The 23,694-nt window shown below is 60.6% G+C and carries 22 protein-coding genes; 12 read left to right on the forward strand and 10 right to left on the reverse strand.

What is annotated here, in order from left to right; all coding sequences use genetic code 11:
* The first annotated feature begins 2 nt into the window (after positions 1 to 2).
* Positions 3 to 338 (forward strand): hypothetical protein, encoded by a 336-nt coding sequence (locus B5495_RS06790; protein WP_079552401.1) that lies wholly within the window; start codon positions 3 to 5, stop codon positions 336 to 338.
* A gap of 337 nt (positions 339 to 675) precedes the next feature.
* On the opposite strand, the gene B5495_RS06795 is transcribed toward B5495_RS06790, so the two are convergent.
* The 4 genes from B5495_RS06795 to B5495_RS06810 all read right to left on the reverse strand — a co-directional run bounded on the left by B5495_RS06795 (position 676) and on the right by B5495_RS06810 (position 6,334).
* A complete protein-coding gene (locus B5495_RS06795; protein ID WP_079552403.1) occupies positions 676 to 1,989 on the reverse strand; it encodes a nucleobase:cation symporter-2 family protein in 1,314 nt (437 codons plus the stop codon).
* A 411-nt stretch (positions 1,990 to 2,400) separates the two neighbouring features.
* The gene (locus B5495_RS06800; RefSeq protein WP_079552405.1) at positions 2,401 to 4,497 is read right to left on the reverse strand and encodes a TRAP transporter permease; all 2,097 of its coding nucleotides are present in this window, start codon (positions 4,495 to 4,497) and stop codon (positions 2,401 to 2,403) included.
* A gap of 120 nt (positions 4,498 to 4,617) precedes the next feature.
* Entirely contained in the window at positions 4,618 to 5,637 is a 1,020-nt protein-coding gene (locus tag B5495_RS06805; protein ID WP_079554950.1) for a TAXI family TRAP transporter solute-binding subunit, read from the reverse strand.
* Positions 5,638 to 5,890: 253 nt separating this feature from the next.
* Entirely contained in the window at positions 5,891 to 6,334 is a 444-nt protein-coding gene (locus tag B5495_RS06810) for a PACE efflux transporter (RefSeq protein WP_079552407.1), read from the reverse strand.
* A 157-nt stretch (positions 6,335 to 6,491) separates the two neighbouring features.
* Between B5495_RS06810 and B5495_RS06815 the strand changes: the two genes are divergently transcribed.
* The 7 genes from B5495_RS06815 to B5495_RS06845 all read left to right on the forward strand — a co-directional run bounded on the left by B5495_RS06815 (position 6,492) and on the right by B5495_RS06845 (position 15,711).
* Complete coding sequence (locus tag B5495_RS06815; protein ID WP_079552409.1) at positions 6,492 to 7,064, forward strand: hypothetical protein; 573 nt, start codon at positions 6,492 to 6,494, stop codon at positions 7,062 to 7,064.
* A gap of 89 nt (positions 7,065 to 7,153) precedes the next feature.
* Positions 7,154 to 8,599: a phospholipase D-like domain-containing protein gene (locus B5495_RS06820; RefSeq protein ID WP_079552411.1), complete on the forward strand. Its 1,446-nt coding sequence runs from the start codon at positions 7,154 to 7,156 to the stop codon at positions 8,597 to 8,599.
* Between the two features lie 81 nt (positions 8,600 to 8,680).
* The gene (locus tag B5495_RS06825) at positions 8,681 to 10,117 is read left to right on the forward strand and encodes a DUF3375 domain-containing protein (protein WP_079552413.1); all 1,437 of its coding nucleotides are present in this window, start codon (positions 8,681 to 8,683) and stop codon (positions 10,115 to 10,117) included.
* 55 nt (positions 10,118 to 10,172) lie between these two features.
* Positions 10,173 to 10,805: a DUF4194 domain-containing protein gene (locus B5495_RS06830; RefSeq protein ID WP_079552414.1), complete on the forward strand. Its 633-nt coding sequence runs from the start codon at positions 10,173 to 10,175 to the stop codon at positions 10,803 to 10,805.
* Entirely contained in the window at positions 10,805 to 14,194 is a 3,390-nt protein-coding gene (locus tag B5495_RS06835) for an ATP-binding protein (RefSeq protein ID WP_079552416.1), read from the forward strand. Before B5495_RS06830 ends, B5495_RS06835 begins: the two co-directional genes overlap by 1 nt.
* Positions 14,191 to 15,363 (forward strand): DUF3322 domain-containing protein, encoded by a 1,173-nt coding sequence (locus tag B5495_RS06840; RefSeq protein WP_079552418.1) that lies wholly within the window; start codon positions 14,191 to 14,193, stop codon positions 15,361 to 15,363. The genes B5495_RS06835 and B5495_RS06840 overlap by 4 nt, the downstream gene beginning before the upstream one ends.
* A 78-nt stretch (positions 15,364 to 15,441) precedes the next feature.
* The gene (locus B5495_RS06845; protein ID WP_079552420.1) at positions 15,442 to 15,711 is read left to right on the forward strand and encodes an opioid growth factor receptor-related protein; all 270 of its coding nucleotides are present in this window, start codon (positions 15,442 to 15,444) and stop codon (positions 15,709 to 15,711) included.
* Between the two features lie 13 nt (positions 15,712 to 15,724).
* Here B5495_RS06845 and B5495_RS06850 read toward each other — a convergent pair whose 3' ends face one another.
* Both B5495_RS06850 and B5495_RS06855 read right to left on the reverse strand, forming a co-directional pair.
* Positions 15,725 to 15,925: a CsbD family protein gene (locus tag B5495_RS06850; RefSeq protein ID WP_079552422.1), complete on the reverse strand. Its 201-nt coding sequence runs from the start codon at positions 15,923 to 15,925 to the stop codon at positions 15,725 to 15,727.
* A gap of 92 nt (positions 15,926 to 16,017) precedes the next feature.
* Positions 16,018 to 16,659, reverse strand: a complete 642-nt coding sequence (locus B5495_RS06855) for a glutathione S-transferase family protein (RefSeq protein WP_079552424.1) — start codon at positions 16,657 to 16,659, stop codon at positions 16,018 to 16,020.
* A 131-nt stretch (positions 16,660 to 16,790) separates the two neighbouring features.
* Here B5495_RS06855 and mgrA point away from each other — a divergent pair, with 131 nt between their 5' ends.
* Positions 16,791 to 17,819: an L-glyceraldehyde 3-phosphate reductase gene (gene mgrA / locus B5495_RS06860; protein WP_079552426.1), complete on the forward strand. Its 1,029-nt coding sequence runs from the start codon at positions 16,791 to 16,793 to the stop codon at positions 17,817 to 17,819.
* Between the two features lie 13 nt (positions 17,820 to 17,832).
* Complete coding sequence (locus tag B5495_RS06865) at positions 17,833 to 18,039, forward strand: DUF3565 domain-containing protein (protein WP_079552427.1); 207 nt, start codon at positions 17,833 to 17,835, stop codon at positions 18,037 to 18,039.
* Positions 18,040 to 18,053: 14 nt separating this feature from the next.
* Here the strand turns inward: B5495_RS06865 and B5495_RS06870 are convergent, their stop codons facing one another.
* The 3 genes from B5495_RS06870 to arsC all read right to left on the reverse strand — a co-directional run bounded on the left by B5495_RS06870 (position 18,054) and on the right by arsC (position 20,918).
* Positions 18,054 to 19,364 (reverse strand): arsenic transporter, encoded by a 1,311-nt coding sequence (locus tag B5495_RS06870; RefSeq protein WP_079552429.1) that lies wholly within the window; start codon positions 19,362 to 19,364, stop codon positions 18,054 to 18,056.
* 70 nt (positions 19,365 to 19,434) lie between these two features.
* Complete coding sequence (gene arsH, locus B5495_RS06875) at positions 19,435 to 20,151, reverse strand: arsenical resistance protein ArsH (RefSeq protein ID WP_079552431.1); 717 nt, start codon at positions 20,149 to 20,151, stop codon at positions 19,435 to 19,437.
* Positions 20,148 to 20,918, reverse strand: a complete 771-nt coding sequence (gene arsC / locus B5495_RS15155) for an arsenate reductase (glutaredoxin) (RefSeq protein WP_079552432.1) — start codon at positions 20,916 to 20,918, stop codon at positions 20,148 to 20,150. Before arsC ends, arsH begins: the two co-directional genes overlap by 4 nt.
* A 114-nt stretch (positions 20,919 to 21,032) precedes the next feature.
* Between arsC and B5495_RS06885 the strand changes: the two genes are divergently transcribed.
* Both B5495_RS06885 and B5495_RS06890 read left to right on the forward strand, forming a co-directional pair.
* Positions 21,033 to 21,959 (forward strand): LysR family transcriptional regulator, encoded by a 927-nt coding sequence (locus B5495_RS06885; RefSeq protein ID WP_079552434.1) that lies wholly within the window; start codon positions 21,033 to 21,035, stop codon positions 21,957 to 21,959.
* A 124-nt stretch (positions 21,960 to 22,083) separates the two neighbouring features.
* Entirely contained in the window at positions 22,084 to 22,371 is a 288-nt protein-coding gene (locus B5495_RS06890; protein ID WP_079552436.1) for a hypothetical protein, read from the forward strand.
* A gap of 225 nt (positions 22,372 to 22,596) precedes the next feature.
* On the opposite strand, the gene B5495_RS06895 is transcribed toward B5495_RS06890, so the two are convergent.
* Complete coding sequence (locus tag B5495_RS06895) at positions 22,597 to 23,610, reverse strand: zinc-binding alcohol dehydrogenase family protein (protein WP_079552437.1); 1,014 nt, start codon at positions 23,608 to 23,610, stop codon at positions 22,597 to 22,599.
* Positions 23,611 to 23,694: the final 84 nt, after the last annotated feature.

Genomic DNA, 23,694 nt, shown 5'->3' on the forward strand with positions numbered 1-23,694 from the left:
CCATGCAAAACCAGTATCGACTTGGCGTCAGCAAAGTGAACCTGGTCACGCGAAAGTTAAAGCTCAGACTCATCGAGCCCCCAACTTTGCAGCAGGCAGTCGAAGAAATCGACCAGCTTTACGGCCTCAACAGCGTGGCGTTCGATGACAATAAAAAAATGCTGCGTTTAGCGTACGATGCATCACGCATTGGCATAGAAGACGTGGAAGCCATCTTAACCAAACAGGGCATGACCATTGATCAAGGCTGGTGGAACCGCGCCAAGGAAGAGCACTACCGATTTGTCGATCAAAACATCAAGGACAATGCCGCCAAGGAACCCTGGAGCTGCCACTAGACGTTATATTGCTATCTGCAGGCTCCCGAATGATCAAGTCGCCTACAGGAGTTATCCCCTGCTCGACGGGATAGCTTCCCCGACCGAGCAGCGACGACGGCCCGCCCCCGGCCATTGAACGATCACGGTGATAAACAAAGACCAGCACCAGCAGGCCGACAAGGTCGGTCACCAACCCCGGTTTGATCATCCGAAACCCTACAGCCAGCCAACAGCCGGTTGAAGCTCTCGACCCGAAAGCCGCGCAGTTTTCGAGCCTGAAAAAACGACTGCCAATCGACTGGAATCGGCTGATGAAGCGAGTCAGCCAACTCCAGCTATAGGTCGCAAAATAAGCTTAGGCCTCTGTTTCGTCCTCCAACACGACGGCCTCACGCCCGGGCAAAATGCCGCTCAGAAGCAGTGCCACTAGTGAGCCTGTGGTAATACCGGATGCCAGCGCCACCTTGGCAAACTCCGGCAGATAGCTGAGCAGTTCCGGGCGCACGGTTACCGCCATACCAGAGCCTATGCTGACCGCGATAATCAGCATGTTGCGCCTGTTGAACTCAATCCGCGACAGCATGCTGATGCCAGCCGAGATAATCATGGCAAACATGACCAGGCCTGCGCCACCCAGAACCGGCAGCGGAATAGCCACCACCAAAGCCCCCAGTACCGGGAACAGGCCCGCCAGAATCAGCATGCCACCGGTAATGGCAACAACATGACGACTGGCCACGCCGGAAATCGCAACGATGCCTACGTTCTGTGAAAAGGATGAAAATGGCGTAGTAGAAAACACAGAAGCCAGGGCGGAACCCAAGCCGTCACACAGAATGCCGCTAGACAGCTTCTTGCCCGTTAGTTTTCGGTGGGTAGCATCGGACAACGCCATAAAATCGCCGGTGGATTCCATAATGGTCACCAGATAGGCGACGCTCATGCCAATAATGCCGCTAATGGGAAAGCTCAGGCCAAAGTGCAGCGGACTGGGCAAGGCCACCGCAGAGGCTTCCTTAACCGGACTAAAATCCACCAGCCCAAACGCAATGCACACCACAAAACCCACTACGATACCAATCACCACCGCAGCCGCTGCCAGAATGCCGCGCCCCCACTGTGACAGAGCAATAACCAGCGCCAGCACAAGCAGCCCAATCATCAGATTAGCGGGCTTGGCATAACCCTCGGACCCCACCTGGCCGCCTGCCAGCCAGTCGACCGCGACAGGGATCAGCGAAAGGCCAATCAGGGTAACAACCGTGCCAGTGACAACCGGCGGAAACAGCTTGCGGATAAAAGGCATGAAAAAACTACCCACAATCATCACCAGCGATGCCACCAAGGCCGAGCCCAAAATACCCGCCACACCATGCTCAAACCCTATGGCAATGGATACGCCCACGAAGGTAAAACTGGTGCCCATCACGCACGGCAACCGAATGCCCACCGGCCCTGCACCCTTGCACTGCAGAATCGTTACAACGCCCGACACCAGCATCGCCGCATTCACCAGGATCACCATATCCTGGGTGGGTAGCCCCAAAACGCCCCCAACCACCAAAGGTACGGCAATAATGGCACCCAGAGCTGCAAGCAAATGCTGAGCCGCGAGCAACACTGAGATGGGTAGGGGCGGCTTATCTTCCACTTGATACATCAGTTCCATAACTTACTCCTTGAACTCCTGAACGACCGGCATTTTGTTATTTTCCCCACAGCGCTCACTTTGCGCGCTGCGGGCTCCCTGAAACCTGGTAGAAGAAAAGGAATGGCACCCAAGATTAACTCTATGTATTAACGTGAGATACGCCCGTTACAACCTCTGCGTATCGGGCGCGCCAAGCCTTCAAGCCCACTTCTCACGGGGATGGGTGTAGCTGCAAAAGCAGTCAACCAGATCTTACGGGACAACACCATACACCTTGCCGCCGAAAGCGGCTGCCCCCAGCGGCGGGAAGACGATACGCGCCGCACAGGATAGCAAACCTGACCGACGCTTGATGCGAATGTGCCTAGAGCCTGCTTGCCGACCCCGCTGGCTAACTCGAGTCAAGGTCAGACCATCGCATTACTTTGGTCAGACACCATCGCCACGGCTAGCCGCTCGCTGCTCGGCGGGATAGCTTCCCCGACCGAACAGCGACGACGGCCCGCCCCCGGCCATCGAGCGATGACGGTGATAAACAAAGACCAGCGCCAGCAGCGGCAGGCCGACAAGGTCGGTCACCAACCCCGGTTTGATCATCGCCAGCGCGCAGGCCAATACCAGCAGGCGCTCATACCAGCGCATCCGGGTGACCAGATAGCCTTGAGTTGCCGCGACAAAAGCCAGCATGCCGATGACTGCGGTGAAGATCACCCAGCCACCGCGTAGCCAGCTATCCACGTGCAGGATCAGCTCGGGATTGAAGAAGAACATGAACGGCAGAATCACGGTGCGCAGGTCATAGATGAACCCCTGCACACCGGTGCGTACCGGGTCGGCACGGGAAATCGCCGAGGCGGCATAGGCCGCCAGCCCCACCGGCGGCGTATCGTCAGCAAGAATGCCAAAATAGAAAACGAACAGGTGGATGGCCACCAGCGGCACGTCGAGCCCCACATCGCTTGCCAGATTGGCAATCACCGGCGCCACCAGCGCCGCCATCACGATGTAATTGGCGGTAGTCGGCAGGCCGATTCCCAGAATCAGCGAGGTGAGCGCCGCGAGAATAAGCACCAGCCAGATATTGCCCATGGAGAGCACGCCAATAATTTGGGTCAGCCCGTAGCCCAGATTGGTCATGGTGACCATGCCGACGATGATGCCCGCCGCTGCTGTGGCAATCGCAATGGTCGTCATGTTGCGAGCGCCCTTCTCAAGGCCCTCGAACACCAGCCTGGCACCCTGCCAGAGCCCCATCACAACGCCTTTGGCACTCCCCGCATGCCGCAGACCCAGCCAGGCTTCTTGTATGAACATCACGATAATGAGCAGCACCAGCGCGTTCAGCGCGCTGCGTTCCGGCGTCAACTGCACCCACATCAGCTCGTAAAGCAGAAAGGCCACCGGCACCAGATAGTGAACGCCTTTCAGGAACGTCGGCCAAAACGGCGGCAACTCCGCACGTGGCATACCCGGCAGATTCAGTTTGAGCGCTTCCAGATGCACGGTGAACACCAGGCCCATATAGGACAACAGCGCTGGCACCAAGGCATAGAGAATCAACTCGGAATAGGGAATGTTCAGAAAGGTCGCCATGATGAAGGCCGCGGCGCCCATGATCGGCGGCATCAGCTGGCCATTGGTCGAGGCTGCGCATTCGATGGCCCCGGCCTTGAGCGGCGGATAGCCGATTTTCTTCATCAATGGGATTGTGAAGGTGCCCGTCGTTACCGTATTGGCGGTAGAAGACCCCGAGACAATACCGGTCAGCAGGCTCGCCACTACCGCCGCCTTGGCGGGGCCACCGCGGTACGTGCCCAGACCGCTGTACGCCAGATCGACGAAGTACTGCCCGGCGCCGGCCCGATCCAGAAGCGCACCGAACAGAACGAACAGGAATACGAAGGAGGCTGACACCTGAATCGGCGTCCCCCAGATACCTTCCGTGGTGATATACAGCTGCTGAACAATCTGGCGCCAGTCATAGCCGTTGTGCAGGAAAAGCATGTCCGGCGGGGTCAGCGGAATGATGCCGGCAGGGCCGGTGATGCCATACAGGATGACAATACTGGCGATAATCGGCAGCGCAATACCGATAATACGTGAGGCCGCCAACCCGAGCGTGATCAGCAGAAGTGAGCCCATCCACACGTCACGGGTGATCGGCAGCCCGCCCTGGACTGCGACCAGATTGTAGTAATTAACGACGATATACAGCGCCGTGACCATGCCGACGCCCGCCAGCAGCCAGTCATACCAGGGAATGCGCTCATTGGGCCCGCGCTTGCCGGGGTAGGACAAAAACGCTAAAGCAAAGCCGAAGGCCAAGTGTATCGCGCCGAGTTTCTGCGGGCTGAGCGAACCAAAATAGGTGGCGTAGAGCTGAAACAGGCTCCAACTCACCGCGATCAGCACCAATAGCCAGCGCTGCCAGCGGCTATGCGGCTTACGCGCGCCGTATTCGCTTTCAACGATACGCTGCGCCTCGGCGCTATCGCCCGCCTCCTCATCCGTCGCTCGATGGGCCATGGCTTCCCACTCGCTATGGTGGTGGCTGCTGAGTCAGCCCTGGATATCCGGTGACATATCAGACCCCGGCTCACCCGGGGCCCGATATGCCGATAGCTACACCGATCGTTTCATTGATCGTTACATGGAAGGTTTAAGCTCATCCGGCACGTCGACATTCTGCTCCTCGAAGAACTTGACCGCACCGGGATGCAGGGGAATGGACATACCCTCCAGCCCTGATTCGACGGTGAAGAACTTCTTGAGGTTCGGGTTCTGGATATCGCTATAAAAGGTATCCAGCTTCTCATTGAACACCGTGTTCATGAAGGTATAGACGTCGTCTTCGGATAGCTCGGCGGATGCCCCGAGCATGGCCTTGAGCGTCACCGTCTGCACATCGTCCTCGACACCGGGGTAGGTCTCACCGGGAATGGTGAAAGGCGTATAAAAATCGTAGTCCTCCTGGAGCTGCTTGAGAGGTTTCGGATCGATGGAGATGACGGTAACTGGCGCCGTCTGGGCCGCTTCGACAATGGCCGAAGAGCCCAGGCCCACGGTGTAGAACATGGCGGCAATCTTGTCGTCGCGCAGTAGCCCCACGGCGTCACCGGAACTGCCGCGCACGTCGGCCTTCAGGTCATCGAAGGTCACATCGAAGGCAGCCATGATATTCATGGCGTCCTGCTCGGTGCCGGAGCCCACATCACCGACGTAGACACGCTTGCCGGCCAGATCCGCGACGCTCTCGATCTCCGCATCTTCCCGGGCCAGAATATGAATGGCCTCCGGATACAAGCCGATCAGGCCGCGCAGGTTGTCGATCTTGTTGTTTTTGAAGGCCTCGACCCCGGTGCCGTTATACGCATAAGAGGCGATGTTGTTCTGCATCATCCCCATCTGCAGCGAGCCCTCGCCGATGGCATTGGCGTTGAAGACCGAAGCCCCGGTAGAACGCGCGTTAGCACGCAGGCCGACGTCCGCCTCGCTGAGAATCTTGGCGATACCCACTGCCGTTGGATAGTACAGCCCGGACGTGGAGCCCGAACCGATGGTGAGGAACGTGGTGGACTGAGCCGAGGCGACACCGGTGGTCAATACCGTGCCCAAAACCACCCCCAATGACTTTACTATCAATCGGTTACCGAACGAAAAGCGCATGATCATCACTCCCCTATCAATTCTGATTTCAGGAACACATGGTTGTATGCCACTATTTCCAAAAGCTTTTTCAAGAGCTTTTTCAGGGTCGAGTCAGCGTGATGCGTAACGTGGCGTACAGCGTGCGAAAGCACATCGTTAAAAATTAGTCAATGGCAGGAGAGAAAGCAAATAACCGGGCTGTATCCGCTCACCTTGCAACAACGTTGTACTGGATTTGGGTACTGGGCACTTGGCGCCAGACCTTCTCCCGTCACCTGGCCTCTGCATCAACCGGCACAGGCTCTGCCCCAACGGGGAAAATAACGTCGTACGCCCAGTTAAAAACGAAGGCATAGATCATATAGAAAATAGCGAACGAGATATCCATCTGGAAAGCGTGGGCCAGAGAGACACCGAGGTACCACGCGATAAATGGCAGCAGGACGATCAGCAGGCCGGTTTCAAACAGCACCGCGTGAAACACACGCAGAGGGACAGTTTTGCGCACGCCGCCAAGGCAGCGCAGCATCGCGTGGTCAAACCCCAGATTGTAGACGTAGTTCCAGCACGTGGCGATGGTCGCGCTGACCACGGCAACCACGCCGATATCGCTCATCGGTTTGTCGAACAGCCAAGTGCCAAGCGGAATAATCAGCATCAGGCCGATGAGTTCAAACGAGATCGCATGGCGAACACGATCTTTAACAGTGCGCATGGCGCGCTCCTTGATTCATTCGGGGACCACACAGGATAGCAAACCTGCCCGACGCTTGATGCGCCAAGCCAATGTTCCGGAGCTGGCGGGCTGTGCTAGGCTTTGCGCAATTTTTCGCGATCAGGCACGTGCAGCACACCCTCAGGAGAGTAGAACAATGCGAGTTATCCAGGTCAATGAACCCAGCCAACGTGACGCCTGCCTGGCGCGGCTATGTGCCGATACCTATGGCAGCCAGTCGGGTCTGACGCCCTTGCTGCGTTTTGCCGGCGTGAAGGGCGTGCTGTTCGAGCAGCAGGCAGCTCGCGTGCTGGCGCTGGTCGATGATAGCGCACGCCCAGTAGCACTGGCGCTGCTGGTGCTCGACAAGGCCAACCAGGGCATGTCCCCCATGCTGATGGTGGATCTCGATACGCCCACCGGCTCCTCCCCGGCCATGCAGCTGGTTAACGAGCTGGCTCAGCGCGCCCCACTGCGCGTCGATGCCGCCGATCCGGCCGATGAAGAGCGCTTTCATCGTGCCGGCATTGCACGTTGGTTTACCGGGCCAAACGGCATCCGTATCGGCCTGAGCGCCGAACACCCGGCCAGCGGGCCCGACGACCTGTCGCCCGCGTTGAGCGTCGATGATGCCGCCGTTGCCCAAAGCCTAAAGCAGGATCGCAAGCTGTTCGAGGACTACAAGCAGCGCTTTATGGCCGGCCTGGAAGACTTCCCCGCTACGCTATAGCACTACCCTGTTCAGGCGCCTGACGAGGAGAAAAGACCGTGCCCCAGCCAAGGAAAAGGCAGGATCGATGCCGGCGCAGAAAGCGCATAATGCTGCTGGCGTTATTGCTCATTATAGCGGCCTGGCTTGCCATGAGCTTTTGGCAGCGCCACAAGCCGTTGCCCGAGGGCGTGGGCGTGGCCTGGCCAATGCGTGAGGCCAATGACATCCAGCTGCTTGTGGACGAAACCTGGTACGACGCCGAGGGGCAGCGACATTATCGTCAAGCGATTTTCGACGAAGTGCTGGGCATGATCGGGCAGGCGCGGCGCCTTATCGTGCTCGATATGTTCCTGTTCAACGACTTCGCCGGCAAGGCCGGCAACGAGGGTATGCGCGCCCTGTCCAGCGAGCTGAGCGAGGCGCTGGTTGTGCAACAACGTCGGCATCCCAACATGACCGTGCGCGTCATTACCGATCCGATCAATACGCTTTACGGTGCGCTGATGCCCGAGCATCTGGCGCGGCTGAAAGAGGCCGGCGTGGCGCTGACCCTCACCGATTTACCCCGGCTTCGGGCCTCCAACCCGCTGTGGTCCGGGCTGTGGCACCTGGGGTTGAATCGTCTCGGCAACGATCAAGGCGGCGGCTGGCTGCCCAATCCGCTGGGCCAGGGCCAGATCACCCTGCGCAGCTACCTGAGCCTGGCCAATTTCCGCGCCAACCACCGCAAGACGCTGGTGGTCGACCACGGCGACGGCTGGGCTGGGCTCGTCACCACGGCCAACCCCCACGATGCCAGCAGCCGCCACGGCAATATCGCGCTGCGCTTTACCGGCCCGGCGGCGCTGGACCTACTGGCCTCCGAGCGCTCGCTGATCGGCTGGTCAGGCAGCGCCGAGGGCGGGTGGCCAGAAACCCCGACCCCGCCAACCACCGCTGATAAAGCACCTGAAAACGTAACGGGGGCACGCCTGCGCATCCTCAGCGAGGCGGCGATTCGCGATGCCCTGCTCAACCGCATCGCGCATGCCGACAACCGCGACCGGCTGGATATCGCCGTGTTTTACCTCTCTCACCGCCCGCTGATCAAGGCGCTCAAGGCCGCCAGCGCGCGCGGCGTTGCCGTGCGGGTACTGCTCGACCCTAATCGCGAGGCCTTCGGCATGCAAAAAGGCGGGCTCCCCAACCGCCCGGTGGCCGCCGAGCTTGCCGAGTCTGATATCGAAGTACGCTGGTGTTTGACCCAGGGCGAGCAGTGCCACACCAAGCTGCTGCTACATCGGGAGCGAAATGGGTTGGGTGCAGCGATGATTTTGGGCTCAGCCAATTTCACACGGCGCAATCTGGATAACCTGAACCTTGAAACCAGCGTAGAGCTGACGGGCAATCAGCAAACGCCGGCGATCAACAAGGCCGCCGCACTGTTTGAGCGCCGCTGGTTTTCCACCGCATCGCGACGCACCAGCCTGCCGCTGTCATCGAGTGGCGACGTCAGCCAGTGGATGCGCTGGCGCTACCGGCTGATGGAAGCAACGGGGCTTTCGACGTTTTAAGTGCTTGCCACAGGCGCCCTTTAACCTGTCATTCGTCTGCCCTATCATCAAGGGTCTTTCACCTCTCCAAAGGTCAGCGCATTGGATTACACCACTCTCAATCAGCTGCGCCGCCTGCACCCTGCCTGGCGGCTGCTGCTGGCCGACCACGCTCCGTTGATTATCAGCTTTCTTGACGCCGCTTTTATCCAGCCCAATGCGCGGACCCTGGCCGAGGCACCGCTGCGCTCGCAGCTGGAAGATTTGCTTTTTCAACTGCGGGAAAATCACGGGGAGGACGCCTTTCCCCGGGGCGCCGGCGACTACCTGAATGACTGGGCGGACAACGGCAAGGGCTGGCTGCGCAAGTTCTACCCGCCAGGCAGCGACGAGGCCCACTTTGACCTGACGCCGGCCACGGAAAAAGCCCTCAGCTGGCTGGAAAGTCTTACGCAGCGCCAGTTTGTGGGTACGGAATCGCGCCTGCGCACCGTCTTTGACCTGCTACAGCAGATGATCGCCGGTACCGAGACCGACAAGCAGGCCCGGCTGGATGACCTGCATTCACGCAGGGCGGCGATTGACCGGGAAATTGCCCGTGTGGAAGCCGGCGATATCACCCTCATGGATGACACCGCCCAGCGCGAGCGCTTCCAGCAGCTTAGCGGTACCGCCAAAGAGCTGCTGGCGGACTTTCGTCAGGTCGAGCAGAACTTCCGCCAGCTGGACCGCGAAGCCCGAGAGCAGATCACCGCCTGGGAGGGCAGCAAAGGCGACCTCCTGGCGCGAATATTCGGCGAGCGGGATGCGATTTCCGATACCGACCAGGGGCGTACCTTTCGCGCCTTTTGGGAGTTTTTGATGTCGCCCTCGCGTCAGGAAGAGCTGTCCGAGGGGCTGGAGCGCGTCTTCGAACTGGACGCGGTACAAACACTCAAGCCGGATGCACGCTTCAAACGCATTCACTTTGACTGGCTCGACGCCGGCGAGCAAACCCAGCGCACCGTTGCCCGCCTCTCACGGCAGCTGCGGCGCTTTCTTGACGACCAGACCTACTTGGAAAACAAGCGCATCATGCAGCTGATCCAGTCGCTGGAGACCCAGGCGCTGGGGCTACGCGATGCGCCGCCCGAGGCCACGCTGATGGCCATGGAGTCCCCCCAGGCCGGCATTAACCTGGCCATGGAGCGCCCGCTTTTCTCGCCGCCACTAAAGCCGGTGATCGAATCCGCGGTGGAAGTCGGGGACGAATCGGACGTGGACCCCGAGGCCCTGTTCAATCAGGTGGTAGTGGAGCGTAAGCGCCTTGAAGAGCATATCCGTGACACGCTGCGCGACCGCTCTCAGGCAACGCTTGCCGACGTCATCGAACGCCATCCCTTGCAGGTGGGGCTGGCCGAGCTTGTCACCTACCTGAGTATCGCCAGCGAGCATTCCCATGCCAGCTTTGATGACAGCCAGCAGGACAACATCCGCTGGATCGATGACACCGGTACCGGCCGCCGAGCGCGCATTCAACGCATCATTTTTATCCGCTAGGCGGTCTCTCCGTCGCGTCGCCTGCCCTACGTTTTGCCATGGAGACTCCGCTTACATGATTACGCCCGAACCTCACGATACTTCCTCCGATAATGCCCTGTCTCTGGCCGTGATCAAGCTGCTCAAGGGCGTCGTCTATCAGGATGATGACCCGGGTCTGTGGCAGCAGATCATGACGCTGCAGCCGCGCATCCGCGATTACGTGGCGTTGCTGGGGCTCACCTTCCAGCTGGACGAAGCGGAGGGCTATGCCTGGCTTGTCACCCGTGAAAGCGACGCCGACGAAACGCCGCTTCCCCGGCTCATGAGCCGGCGCCAGCTGTCCTATCCGGTCAGCCTGCTGATCGCCCTGCTGCGGCGCAAGCTGGCCGAAGCCGACGCCTCCGGCGGTGACGTCCGGGTCATTCTGGACCGAGAGGAAGTGGTCAGCCTGATGCGCACCTTCCTGCCTGAAAGCTCCAATGAGGCGCGTCTGGTCGACCAGATCGACAGTCATCTCAACAAGGTTGCCGACCTGGGGTTTATCCGCCGCCTGCGCGACCAGCCCGATAAAATCGAAATCCGCCGAATCCTCAAGGCCTACGTCGACGCCCAGTGGCTCAACGCGTTTGACCTGCGCCTGGCGGACTATCGGCAGCACATAACGCCGCATAACGACCAGCCAGCAACCCGGGAGGGCCAGCAGTAATGCAGGAACAGCTACTGGATATGGTGGATAACGACACCCGCGCCGGTTTTCGGCTGCAATACCTTGAAGTGCTGAACTGGGGCACCTTTGACCGTCGTGTCTGGCGCGTGGAGGTCAACGGTGACAACGGCCTGCTGACCGGCGATATCGGTTCCGGCAAATCCACTCTGGTGGACGCCATGACCACCCTGCTGGTGCCCACCCAGCGCATTGCCTATAACAAGGCGGCCGGCGCGCTGAACAAGGAGCGTTCGCTGCGCTCCTACGTCCAGGGCTATTACAAATCCGAGCGTAGCGACAGCGGCCATAACGCCAGGCCCGTCGCCCTGCGCGACCACAACAGCTATTCCGTGCTGCTGGCCGTGTTCGGTAACGAAGGCTACGACCAGCAAGTCACGCTGGCGCAGGTCTTCTGGCACAAAGACAAGCACGGCCAACCCGACCGCTTTTATCTCGTTGCCGAAGATGCCCTGACCATTCGCGAGCACCTGGCCCACTTCAATAATGACCTCACCACGCTGCGCAAACAGCTGCGCAATACCCCAGGCATCCAGCTGTTCGAGACGTTTCCCCCTTACGAAGCCACCTTCCGCCGGCTGTTCGGGCTGAAAAACAACCAGGCGCTGGAGCTTTTTCATCAGACCGTGTCGATGAAATCCGTCGGCAACCTGACCGATTTTGTCCGCGAGCACATGCTCGAGGCCTTCGACGTTCAGCCCCGCATTGACGGCCTGCTGCACCATTTCGATGACCTCAGCCGGTCCCATGCCGCCGTGCTCAAGGCCCGCCGCCAAATCGACGCGCTGACGCCCCTGGTGGCCGACGGCGACCGGCATGCGCACAGCGTCCGCCAGCGCAGGCGCTGGGAAGACAACCGGGATACGCTCAAAAGCTACTTTGCCAGCCACCGCCAACAGCTGCTGGAAAAGCGCCTGAGCCACCTTGAAACCGAGCATGAACGCCAGAGTCACCGCCTGCAGCAGCAGGTTGAAAGCCTGACCGCACAGCGCGGCCAGCGCGACCAGATCAAAGAAGCCATTTCCCGGCAGGGCGGCGACCGCCTCGAGCAGCTTGCCGCCGAGATCCAGCGCCTCGATCAGGAGCGCCAGCGGCGTCAGCAAAAAGCCGACGAATACGCGCGCCTCGCCGCCAGCCTCGAACTGACACGCCAGCCCGACCTGGACACCTTCACCCGCCAGGTTGGCATGCTGACCGCGCGCAAGAACGAGCTTCAGAGCCTGGCGGCCGAGCAGGACAACAGCCACACGGAGCTTGAAGTATCGCGCCGGGAGTCCCGTAAAGAACACGGCGAGCGGGAAGACGAGCTGGCCTCTCTGCGCCAGCGCCATTCCAATATTCACTCGCGCCAGGTCGGCATTCGCGATGCCCTGTGCGACGCCCTCAGCCTTGACGCCGACGACCTGCCCTTTGCCGGCGAGCTGCTCCGCGTACGCGACCACGAAAGCGCCTGGGAAGGCGCAGCTGAACGCGTGCTGCACAGCTTTGCGCTGGCGCTACTGGTCGCCGACGAGCACTATGCCGACGTCGCCCACTGGGTCGAGTCCACCAACCTGCGCGGGCGGCTGGTCTACTACCGGGTGCACCAACCGCAAGCACCAGCGATGCCCGAGCGCCACGCCCAATCGCTGATTAATAAGCTGGATATCCGCCCCGATTCGGCCTTTTACCCCTGGATGGAACAAGAGCTGGCGCGCCGGTTTGATTACGCCTGCTGCGACGACCTGGCCCAGTTCCGCCGGGAGCCCCGGGCCATTACCGCGTCCGGGCAACTCAAGGCGGGCAACCAGCGCCATGAGAAAGACGATCGCCACCGCCTTGACGACCGCAGCCGCTTTGTTCTCGGCTGGAGCAACAAGCAGAAAATCGCTACCCTGGAAAACCGCCAGGCCGAGCTGGAAAGAACCATTGCGGCGCTCGACGCGCAGCTGGCGGCTATCGACACCCGCCGCCTTGAGCTCAGCGGCCAGCGTGACGCCATGACCGCCCTGCTGCAGGTGCAACACTTCAGCGATATCGACTGGCAAACCCCGGGGCAGGACAGCGCCAGAATGGCGCAGGAAAAGCAGGCACTGGAGTCGGCTTCCAGCCAGCTTCAGGCACTGAGCGAGCAGCTCAAGACGCTGGAAGAGCGCATCCGCGAGAACGAGGAACAGGAACGCCAGCTCAATCGCGACCTGGGCCGCACCGAGGACAAACAGCGCAATGCACAACAGGCGCTGGAAGACGCCCAGGCGCTACTGAGCGATGATAACGAGCAGGTGGAGGCCTTCAAAGCGCTGGATGCGCTACGCCCCGAGGCGCTGGGCGAGCAGCAGCTCAGCGTGGAATCCTGCGCCAACCGCGAACAGGAGTTTCGCGAATGGCTGCAGAAAAAAATCGATAACGAGGCCGGGCAGTTAAAACGCCTGGAAGAAAGCATCCTCAAGGCCATGAGTCGGTTCAATCACGGCTGGCCGCTGGACGCCCAAGAGGTGGATATCAGCCTCGACGCCGTGCCCGAATACCGCGCCATGCTTGAGGCCCTGCAGGCGGATAACCTGCCCCGCTTTGAACAGCAGTTCAAGGCACTGCTCAATGAAAACGCGATCAACGAAATTGCCACCTTTCAGGGCCAGCTGCACAAGGAACGCCAGCTGATTCGCGAGCGTATCGAGCAGATCAACCGCTCCCTGGCCGATATCGAATACAACCCCGGCCGCTATATCCTGCTCGAAGCCCAGCCCAACGCCGACGTGGACATCCGCGAGTTTCAGGAAAGCCTGAAAGCCTGTACCGAAAACACCACCCTGGGCATTGAAGACGACCAGTACGACGAGCGCAAATTTTTACAAGTCAAAGCGATTATCGAACGCTTTGGTGGCCGCGAAGGCACGACCGAGCTGGATCAACGCTGGACCCGCAAAGTTACCGATGTGCGCCAGTGGTTCACCTTTGCCGCCTCCGAACGCTACCGCGAAGACAGCAGCGAATACGAACACTACACCGACTCCGGGGGTAAATCCGGCGGGCAGAAAGAAAAGCTCGCTTATACCGTGCTCGCCGCCAGCCTGGTGTACCAGTTCGGGCTGGAATGGGGCGAAGTGCGCTCGCGAAGCTTCCGTTTCGTGATGATCGACGAAGCCTTTGGCCGCGGCTCTGACGAATCGGCCCGCTTCGGCCTGGAGCTGTTCCGCCAGCTTAACCTACAGCTCTTGATCGTCACCCCCATGCAGAAAATTCACATTATCGAACCCTACGTCGCCCACGTCAGCTTCGTGTCCAACCCCGAAGGCCGGGAGTCGCTGCTGCGCAACCTGACCATCGAAGCCTTCCGCGAGGAACGCTCGACAAGGGCCGACAGGGCAACACAGGGCCCACCCGAACCATGAGCCCGGACTGGACAACAGCGTCTGATATACGCAAGCAGCTGGAAAAGCGCTGGCAAAAAGGCGAACTGTTGCGCGCCTGCGAACAGCCGGACGCCCTTTTTCCGCTACGCCTGACGCTGAAAAAACCCACGGCCGGTCAGCTGCTGGAACACTTCAATGCCGCCCGGCGCTGGGCCACGCACTGGCAAAACGCCGCCAGTCAAGACCTGGTACCGGAATGGCACACCGCCAATCACCGCCAGCTGGGGCGTAATACGCTGCCAGTGGCGATCGTGATCCCCACGCTTGATGCCGCCCTGCGCCAGATCGGACGGCTCGACGCCATGCGCCGGTATCAAACGCTCAGCGCCGAGATTACCCGGCGCTTTCCCGTGTTGGCTGACTGGTGCCGGCACAAGCCGCTCAAGGTGCTTGACCTCCAGCCGCAATGGCCTGCCCTGATCGCCATTCTTGGGTGGGTGGAACAGCACCCCAGGCCGGGCCTGTATATCCGCCAGCTGGAAATCCCCGGCGTGCACACCAAGTTCATCGAAGGCAACCGCGGGCTGATTGCAGAGCTGCTTGACCAGGTCTTGCCGGAACACGCCATCGACGTCGCCGCCACCGGCGCTCGCCACTTCGAACAGCGCTACGGCTTTCGCCGCCGGCCCTCCCGCCTGCGTTTGCGATTTCTCGACCAGGCACACGCGATGGCCGGGTTACACGACATCGAAGTGCCCATAGACCAGTTCGCCGCGCTCGGTCTGGCGGTCAGAACAGTTTACATCGTCGAGAACGACGTCACCGCCCTGGCCTTTCCGCCAACGCCCTCGGCCATTGTCGTCTTCGGTCAGGGCTACGGCATCGGCCACCAGCTCGCCAATGTCGACTGGTTCAAGGACAAGGAAGTGCTTTACTGGGGCGATATTGACACCCACGGCTTCAGGATTCTCAACCAGCTCCGCGACGTCCTGCCCCACAGCCGCTCCCTGCTCATGGACGCCGCCACCCTGCGGACTCACCAGCACCTATGGGGCATTGAACCCTCCCCGTATACCGGCGAGCTATCGAACCTGACGGCACACGAACAAGCTGTTTACCAAATGCTGAGCAGCATTGAACCCGGCCAACATTTGCGCCTGGAGCAGGAGCAGATCGCATTTTCGGCGTTGCGAGGCGAGACGGGATAACGGCTGCCGGCACCCACACGCCGGGCAGCGTGTGAAGCAATAAATCTTTTTGTAAGCACTTACTGAACGAGGCATACCATGAACGCCGACCCACGACTGCTCGCGTTTTATCGCGGCGCAGCGCCCGCGCTGCGTGAACGCCAGCGCCACTCGCTGGACGTCATGCTCGGGTTTTACGGTCTGACCCGGGACGCACAAGCCGTGGAGGCGCTGCCAGCGCTGTCCATTGCAACCCACATCTGGCTAAAAGCCGGCGGCCATAATCACCTGCGTATCACGCGCATCATCCGCTCGTTGGCGCTATGCCATCAGCCCGAAATGGTGCACGCCTTTCAGCAGGCCTTTTAGGCGTTTCCAGGCGCTACTTGGACGACTTATAAAACTCGTCCACTTCTTTCTCGGCTTCTTCGCGTGCCAAGCCGTGGCGCTCCTGTACTTTGCCGATCAGCTTGTCGCGCTCGCCGGCGACAACGTCAAGATCGTCATCGGTCAGCTTGCCCCAGCGCTTCCGGGCTTCGCCTTTCAGCTGCTTCCAGTTGCCTTTTATCTGGTCGTTATTCATGGCGTGCTCCTTCGGGTTGGCTTGCAATTTTTTGCTTCCGTATATTTACCGGCCTATCGCTTTAAAGCTAGCAGAAAGCCGCGTAATGCGCTCTAAAGCCTAAAATCACGGGCTTCCTGGTACATGCGCTGGAAAGCATCACGCTGCTGCAAGCGTGTGAACCACTCCCCGAGTGCCGGCCAGCGCTTGCCATCCAGCGCAATACCGGCCAACAGCAAGTTGGTCAAATGCGCGCCAACCGCAATATCGGCATAGCTGAACGCCCCGCCGGCAAGCCAAGCATCACCGCTTTTTGCGAGGCTGTCATTCAGGTAGTCGCCCACGGGTGGCAGCAGCTCGTTGAGCGCATGGGTCACAACGTCTTCGTCGGCGTCAGTGCCCAATCGGATTGGCTTGACCACACGCTCGATCAACGGCGGAAAGACCGCCTCGGCCAGGACATCATCCGCATACTTGTCCCAGGCAATCACACGCGCCAGCGTCTGCGGCGTTGCATAGTCGATCAGCGCGCTGCCCTGACCACGAATCAGGTAGTGGCAAATGGCCGACGAATCCCACATCTTGACGCCGTCATCGGCAAAGCCGGGGATACGTCCCAGCGGGCTGATCTCACGAAACGCTGGTGCGTCGCTGCCCGGCGGGGTAATGACCTGTTCAAACGGCAAGTCCAGTTCATAAAGCGTAAACAGCGTCTTGCGTACAAAGGGCGATAACGGAACACCGTAAAGCAGCATAAAAATCACATCCTGACAGAAAAATTTGGCATCGCGGAGTAGGCCAACGGCTTGAACACCGATGCCCCCATCCTGCCATACTCGTGGCTGCGTCAACGTTGGTTTTTTATCAAACCGCAAGGAGACACTTCATGCGCTATACGCCCGATGAACAACGTTACGAGCGGATGCCCTACCGCCGCTGCGGAAAAAGCGGGCTGAAACTGCCGGCGATTTCACTCGGCCTGTGGCAGAACTTCGGCGAAAACGCGCAGCCGGATAACGCTCGAGCGATCTGCCGCACCGCCTTTGACCACGGTATTACCCACTTTGATTTGGCCAACAACTACGGCCCGCCGCCGGGCAGCGCCGAGGAGCTCTTTGGGCGCATTCTTAACACCGATTTTGCCGGCCTGCGCGACGAAATGGTAATTTCCACCAAGGCGGGCTATCGCATGCACCCCGGCCCCTACGGCGAGTGGGGCAGCCGCAAGTATCTGCTTTCAAGCCTTGATCGCAGCCTGGAACGGCTGGGCACCGACCATGTGGATATCTTTTATTCCCACCGCTTTGATCCGGAGACACCGCTGGAAGAAACCATGGGCGCGCTCGACCACGCCGTGCGTCAGGGCAAGGCGCTGTACGCGGGCATTTCGTCCTACAATACCCAGCGCACCCGGGAGGCGGTCGCTATCCTGCGCTCGCTCGGCACGCCGTGCCTGATTCACCAGCCGAGCTATTCGCTGGTCAACCGCTGGATCGAAGACGACGGACTGCTGGATACCCTCGACGAGCTGGGCATGGGTTCAATCGTGTTCTCGCCGCTGGCCCAGGGGCTTTTGACCGGCAAATATTTGCAGGGTATTCCCGAAGGCAGCCGCGCCGACTGGAGCAAAACCATCCGCGACGGGCACCTTTCCGCCGAGAACCTGGAAAACGTGCGTGCCCTGAACGCCATTGCCGAGCGCCGCGGCCAGAGCCTTGCGCAAATGGCCATCGCCTGGGTGCTGCGTAGCGGAAGAGTAACGTCGGCGCTGATCGGCGCCAGCCGCCCCGAGCAGGTGATCGACTGCGTCGGCGCGCTGAACGCCCCGGACTTTACCGCCGATGAACTGGCCGAGATCGATCACTACGCGGTAGAAGGCGACGTCAATCTTTGGGCGCCCTCGTCACAGTCCTGAGGAACCGACTGCCATGCAGCAACCGATTGTCGGCTATCACAAGGATGACGAGGATCACTGGGTGGCCAAGCTTGCCTGCGGCCATAACCAGCATGTGCGCCACCAGCCGCCGTGGACCGAGCGGCCCTGGGTAATCACCGAGGCCGGCCGGCGCTCGCGGCTGGGGTTGGAGCTTGGCTGTGTGAAGTGCGATCGCGGCGAGCCCCGCGACTGGCATTAGCCGTTACCCCACCTTTACACGTGGGTAATCACCGGTAGCCATAGCGCCAGCGCCACCAGCGCGGCCAGCAGTACCGGCGTGGTGATGACCACGCCAATTTTCATGTACTGCCCCCAGCTAATGCGGTAGCCCTTGCCCGCCAGCACGTGCAGCCACAAAAGCGTGGCAAGGCTGCCGATGGGGGTAAACTTGGGCCCCAGATCGTTACCCACGACGTTGGCGTAGACCATCAGTTCTTGAGTCAGCGCCGGGAGCTTCGCCTGATCGATCGCCAGCGCGCCGATCAGTGTCGCCGGCATGTTGTTCATGATCGACGCCAGCAGCGCGGCGGCGAACCCCGTGCCGATCGTGGCAACAACGTCGCCCTGCCGCGCGAGCCACTCAAGCACCCCCGATGCGGAGGCGGTCAGCCAGGCGTTGCCCAGCCCGTAGACCACCAGATACATGCCCAGCGAAAACAGCACGATCTGCCAGGGGGCATTTTTTATCACCTTGCCCAGCGCAATCGCGCGGGGCTGCCCGGGCGCCCAGACGCGCCCGGCAATGGCCATCAATATCAGCGCCGCCGCCCCCATGATTACGCTGAACGGCAGCGGCCAGCGGGCAGTGACAAACAGCGCGGCCAGCAACAAACCCAGCAGCGGAAACGCCGCGCGAAACACGTAGTGGTCACGGATCGCGCTGGTCGGCGCTTCCAGCCGAGAAACGTCGTAGCGCGCCGGAATATCACGGCGGAAATAAATGCCCAGCACCGCAAGCGTGGCGGCCAGCGAGACCAGATCCACCGGCACCATGACCTGCGCATAGCGGTCAAAGCCGATATCGAAGTAGTTGGCGCTGACGATATTGACGAGGTTGGAGATGACCAGCGGCAGGCTGGCGGTATCGGCCACGAAGCCGGTGGCGATAATGAACGCCAGCGCTGCGGCGGGCGTGAACGACAGCCGCAGCAGAATGGCCACCACAATGGGCGTGAGCAGCAGCGCCGCGCCGTCGTTGGCGAATACCGCGGCAATCAGCGCGCCCAGCAGCACAACCAGCGGAAACAGCAGCCGCCCGCGCCCGTTGCCCCAGCGGGCGATATGCAGCGCCGCCCAGGCAAAAAAACCGGCTTCATCGAGTATCAACGAGATAAGAATCAGCGCAACAAAGGTAAAGGTGGCGTCCCAAACGATGCTCCACACCACGCCGACGTCCGCCCAGCTGACCACGCCGACGGCCAGCGCCAGCACCGCGCCACCCAGCGCGCTAAAGCCGATACCCAGCCCTTTGGGCTGCCAGATAACCAGCGTTAGCGTGGCCACAAATATCGCTAGCGCGAGCATAAAGCGTTCTTCCTGTTGTCCGAATTGTGTGGTGAAGCCGTCGCGTGAGAGTCCTGCGCTGAACGGCGCCTTAGTGGGCGGTTTGATTAACCCGTTGGGACACCGCTTCGGCGCTTTCCACGCGCTCGGAATAGCGGTCGGTCAGGTAGGCCGAGCGCCCGCGAGTCAGCCAGGTGAATTTCGTCAGCTCTTCGCACACGTCCATAATGCGGCGATAAAGCGGCGACGACCGCATGCGCCCTGCCTCGTCAAACTCGTTGAACGCTTTGGGCACGGACGACTGATTAGGAATAGTCAGCATCCGCATCCAGCGCCCCAGAAGGCGCAGCTGATTCACCGCGTTAAAGCTCTGGCTGCCGCCGCACACCTGTATGACGGCAAGCGTTTTGCCCTGGGTGGGGCGCACGCCGCCAAGCGCTAGCGGTATCCAGTCGATCTGAGCTTTCATCACGCCGGTCATCGCGCCGTGGCGCTCGGGGCTGACCCAGACCATGCCTTCGCTCCACTCGGCCAATTCGCGCAGCTCCTGCACTTTGACGTGTTCGGCGCTGATATCGTCGGGCAGCGGCAGGCCGGCGGGATCAAACGTGCGCACTTCGCAGCCAAACTGGCGCAGCAGCCGCCCCGATTCCTCGGCGACAAAACGCGAATACGAGCGCTCGCGCAGCGAGCCGTAAAGCACCAGAATGCGTGGCGAATGGCCGGGGTCGCCGGCGGCTGCCAGCCGGTCGATATCCAACGGCTGAAACGACTCGGGCTCGACGTGGGGCAGCTCGTTTATGCTCATTTGGCCGCCTCGATGATGCGCCCTTGCTCAAAGCGCACGATCTCACCGTTTTCTTTAGTGAAAGCGCTCAGCGGGGTGGTTAAAAGCTCAAACACCGCCTCTGAGGGACGGCACAGGCGCGTGCCTTTGGGGGTTACCACGATCGGGCGGTTGATCAGCAGCGGGTGCTCGAGCATGGCGTCGATCAGCGCGTCATCATCGAGCGCGGGGTCATCCAGCTCCAGCCCGACACGCGGGGCGTCCTTGCCGCGCAGCAGCTCGCGCGGCGCGATCTGCATGGCCGCGATCAACTCCACTAGCTTTTGCCGCGACGGCGGCGTTTTCAGGTACTCGATGACGTGGGGCTCTTCGTCGGACTGGCGCATCATCGCCAGCGTATTGCGCGAGGTGCCGCAGGCGGGGTTGTGATAAATCACGCTGGGCATAGGCGTATCTCCTTGCTGTAGCAGTTGGCCAGGTTTGTCCGGCGTGCAGCGCTGAGGGTCGCCGGCGCAGCAGTCGCGTACCAGAAAATCGAGGGTTTCGTTCAGGCCGTCAAGCCGGGCGCGGTAGATAATCGAGCGGCTTTGCCGCCTAGATGTGGCCAGGCCGGCACGCAGCAGAATGCCCAGATGTGCCGACATGGTGTTGTGCACCACACCGGAAAGCCGTGCGATCTCTCCTGCCGAGAGCCCATCGGGTTCATGGCGCACCAGCAGGCGAAACGCATCGAGCCGCGTGGGCTGCGAAAGCGCGGCGAGAACATCAAGAGTTTGCAACTTATCCATCTGTCTAGAATTACAGACATGTTGGCAGAACGCAATGCTTTCACAGCGAGCCACTGACGTGTGTGAATGCTATGATACGCGCCCTGCTACGCCGTATACCTCAAGGATAGACACTTGAACCGTACTGACCTGCGCCGTGTGGATTTTCATCTGTTGATCGTCTTTGAAACGCTGATGCACGAACGCAGCGTAACGCGAGCGGCGGAAAAGCTGTTTCTCGGCCAACCCGCCATTAGCGCGGCGCTCTCCCGGCTGCGCACGCTGTTTGACGATCCGCTGTTTATCCGCGCCGGCCGCCACATGGAGCCAACCGCCCGGGCCGAGGAGATTTTCAAGCACCTGGCGCCGGCACTGGACTCCATCGCCAACGCGCTGAGCACTACCAGCGAATTTGATCCTGCCACCAGCGACGCCGTCTTTCGTATCGGTATATCCGACGACGTGGAATTTGCGCTGCTGCCCGCCCTGCTGCGCCAGCTGCGCCGCGAGGCTCCCGGCGTGGTACTGGTTATTCGCCGTACCAACTATTTACTGATGCCGGAGCTTTTGAACGCCGGTGATATTTCGGTGGGGGTAAGCTACGTTGTCGACCTGCCGGCCAACGCCAAATGCAAGCCGCTGCGCCGCAGCTGGCCACAAGTGTTGCGTGCCGACGACGCTGCCGCTCCTCTGGCGATTGATGAGTACTGCGCTCGCCCTCACGCATTGGTATCCTTCGCCGGCGACCTTGACGGCTACGTGGACGACGCCCTGGAAACGCTTGGCTACACGCGCCGCGTCGTCCTTGCCGTACCGCAGTTCAGCGCGCTGGGTACGCTGCTTGCCGATACCGACCTTATCGCCACCGTGCCCGACTACGTCATTGAAGAGCTGACCACAAGCGGCCGGCTGCACGCCAACGCCCTGCCGTTTACCGGCCCGTCCTTTGATCTTTCCATGGCATGGCGTGGCGCCCAGGATAACGACCCCGCAGAGCGTTGGCTGCGCGCGCGCATCGAGGAATTTATCGGCGATCCACAGAGCTTTACGCCAATTAATTAGCGTGATAACTGCTTTTGCAACGTTCGATTCGTCATGGTTCGTACACAGGCGCATTATGTGGTCATCCACACGGGGCAGCGTACTTCAAAACGCCCGTCCCTTTACTGTTACGGAGTCACGCACCATGAAGAAATCACTACTTTTTTCTCTCGTTATTGCCGTCGCACTACCTGCCGCTGCCAGCGCCAGCGTGGCTGTTCAACAAGCCAACCAGAATATCCAGGAACCCGTTGCCGGTGCCGCCCCGATGTCTCAGGACGTCAAGGCCAGCGTTGATGCGGCAAACACCCTGGGCCACAGCGCGGCGATGACCGAAACCACCGTTGCCCTGATGCAAAACACTCAGCATAAAACCCAGCTGCCCGTGACCGATCACAACCTTGCCAGCCCCGAGCAGCCGACCGACTGGTAAGTGATCAACGTTGCAAAAAAAAGCCCCGCCCTGTGCATAACCTGCAGGGCGGGGCTTTTGGGTCTAGGCTTTGTCCGGAAAGTGCCTGCGCTTGCTCATACGGTGTTAAAAATCAGCTCAAAATGCTCATTTACACGCTGTAAACTGCGCTTTTTCGCTGTTTTTTGCCTTGTCTGAACTACGCTCGACGACTTTTCGTACAAACCCTAACCAACAAGTAGCTGATCAGACAAATGTCTCGAGTACGACTTTTCCCTTGGCCGTGCCGGTTTCGATCAGCGCGTGAGCCTTGCGCATATTCTCCGCGTTAATCGGGCTTAGCACCGTGTTAAGCGTGGTGCGAATACGTCCGGCGTCGACTTCACCCGCCACGTAGCTCAGCAGCCGGTGCTGTTCGATCATGTCCGGCGTTTTGAACATCGCGCGGGTAAACATGAACTCCCAGTGCAGGCTGGCCGCCTTGGTCTTCATCCCGGCCATGGGCATCGGCAGCGTCGCGTCATCAATACTGACAATGCCGCCCTGCGGACGAATCAGCTCAACGGCAGCGTCCCAGTGGCGCATGTCGTTGAAAATCGCAATGTGATCGACGTGTTCAAACCCCAGCGCGCGCACCTGCTCGACCATGGGTTCGCGGTGGTTGACCACGTGGTCGGCCCCCAACTCTTTGACCCAGCGGGTGGTTGCGTCGCGCGAGGCGGTGGCGATCACCTCAAGCCCGGCCGCCTTGGCCAGCTGAATGCCGATGGAGCCCACGCCGCCGCCGGCGCCGATGATCAACAGGCTCTGGCCTTTATCCGCGCCGTCGCGGTCAATGCCCAGCCGCTCGAAGAAGGCCTCGTAGGCGGTGATCGTGGTCAGCGGCAGCGCGGCGGCTTCGGCAAAGCTCAACGTGGTGGGCTTGTGCCCGACAATGCGCTCATCCACCCGCTGAAACTCGGCGTTGGAACCGGCGCGGGTAATATCTCCAGCGTAGTAGACTTCATCACCGGGCTTGAACAGCGTGACCTCGGGGCCCACGGCCTCGACCACGCCGCTGGCGTCAAACCCCAGCACCCGGGGCGGGTCTTCTACCTGCTCCTTGGGCCCCCGGATCTTGGTATCCACGGGATTGACCGACACGGCCTTGACCGCTACGAGCAGGTCCTGGTCCAGCGGCGCGGGCGTGGGAAGGTCCACATCCAAAAATGCCTCGGGATCCTCGACGGGAAGATAATGCGTCAACGCAACGGCTTTCATTTGTCACCTTTAACACTGTATAAACATTGACTTACACGATGTGCGGACCAGCGCACAATGACGCCGGATGCGGCCCCATTGTGC

The organism is Vreelandella subglaciescola (assembly GCF_900142895.1).
In the GTDB taxonomy this organism is placed as follows: domain Bacteria; phylum Pseudomonadota; class Gammaproteobacteria; order Pseudomonadales; family Halomonadaceae; genus Vreelandella; species Vreelandella subglaciescola.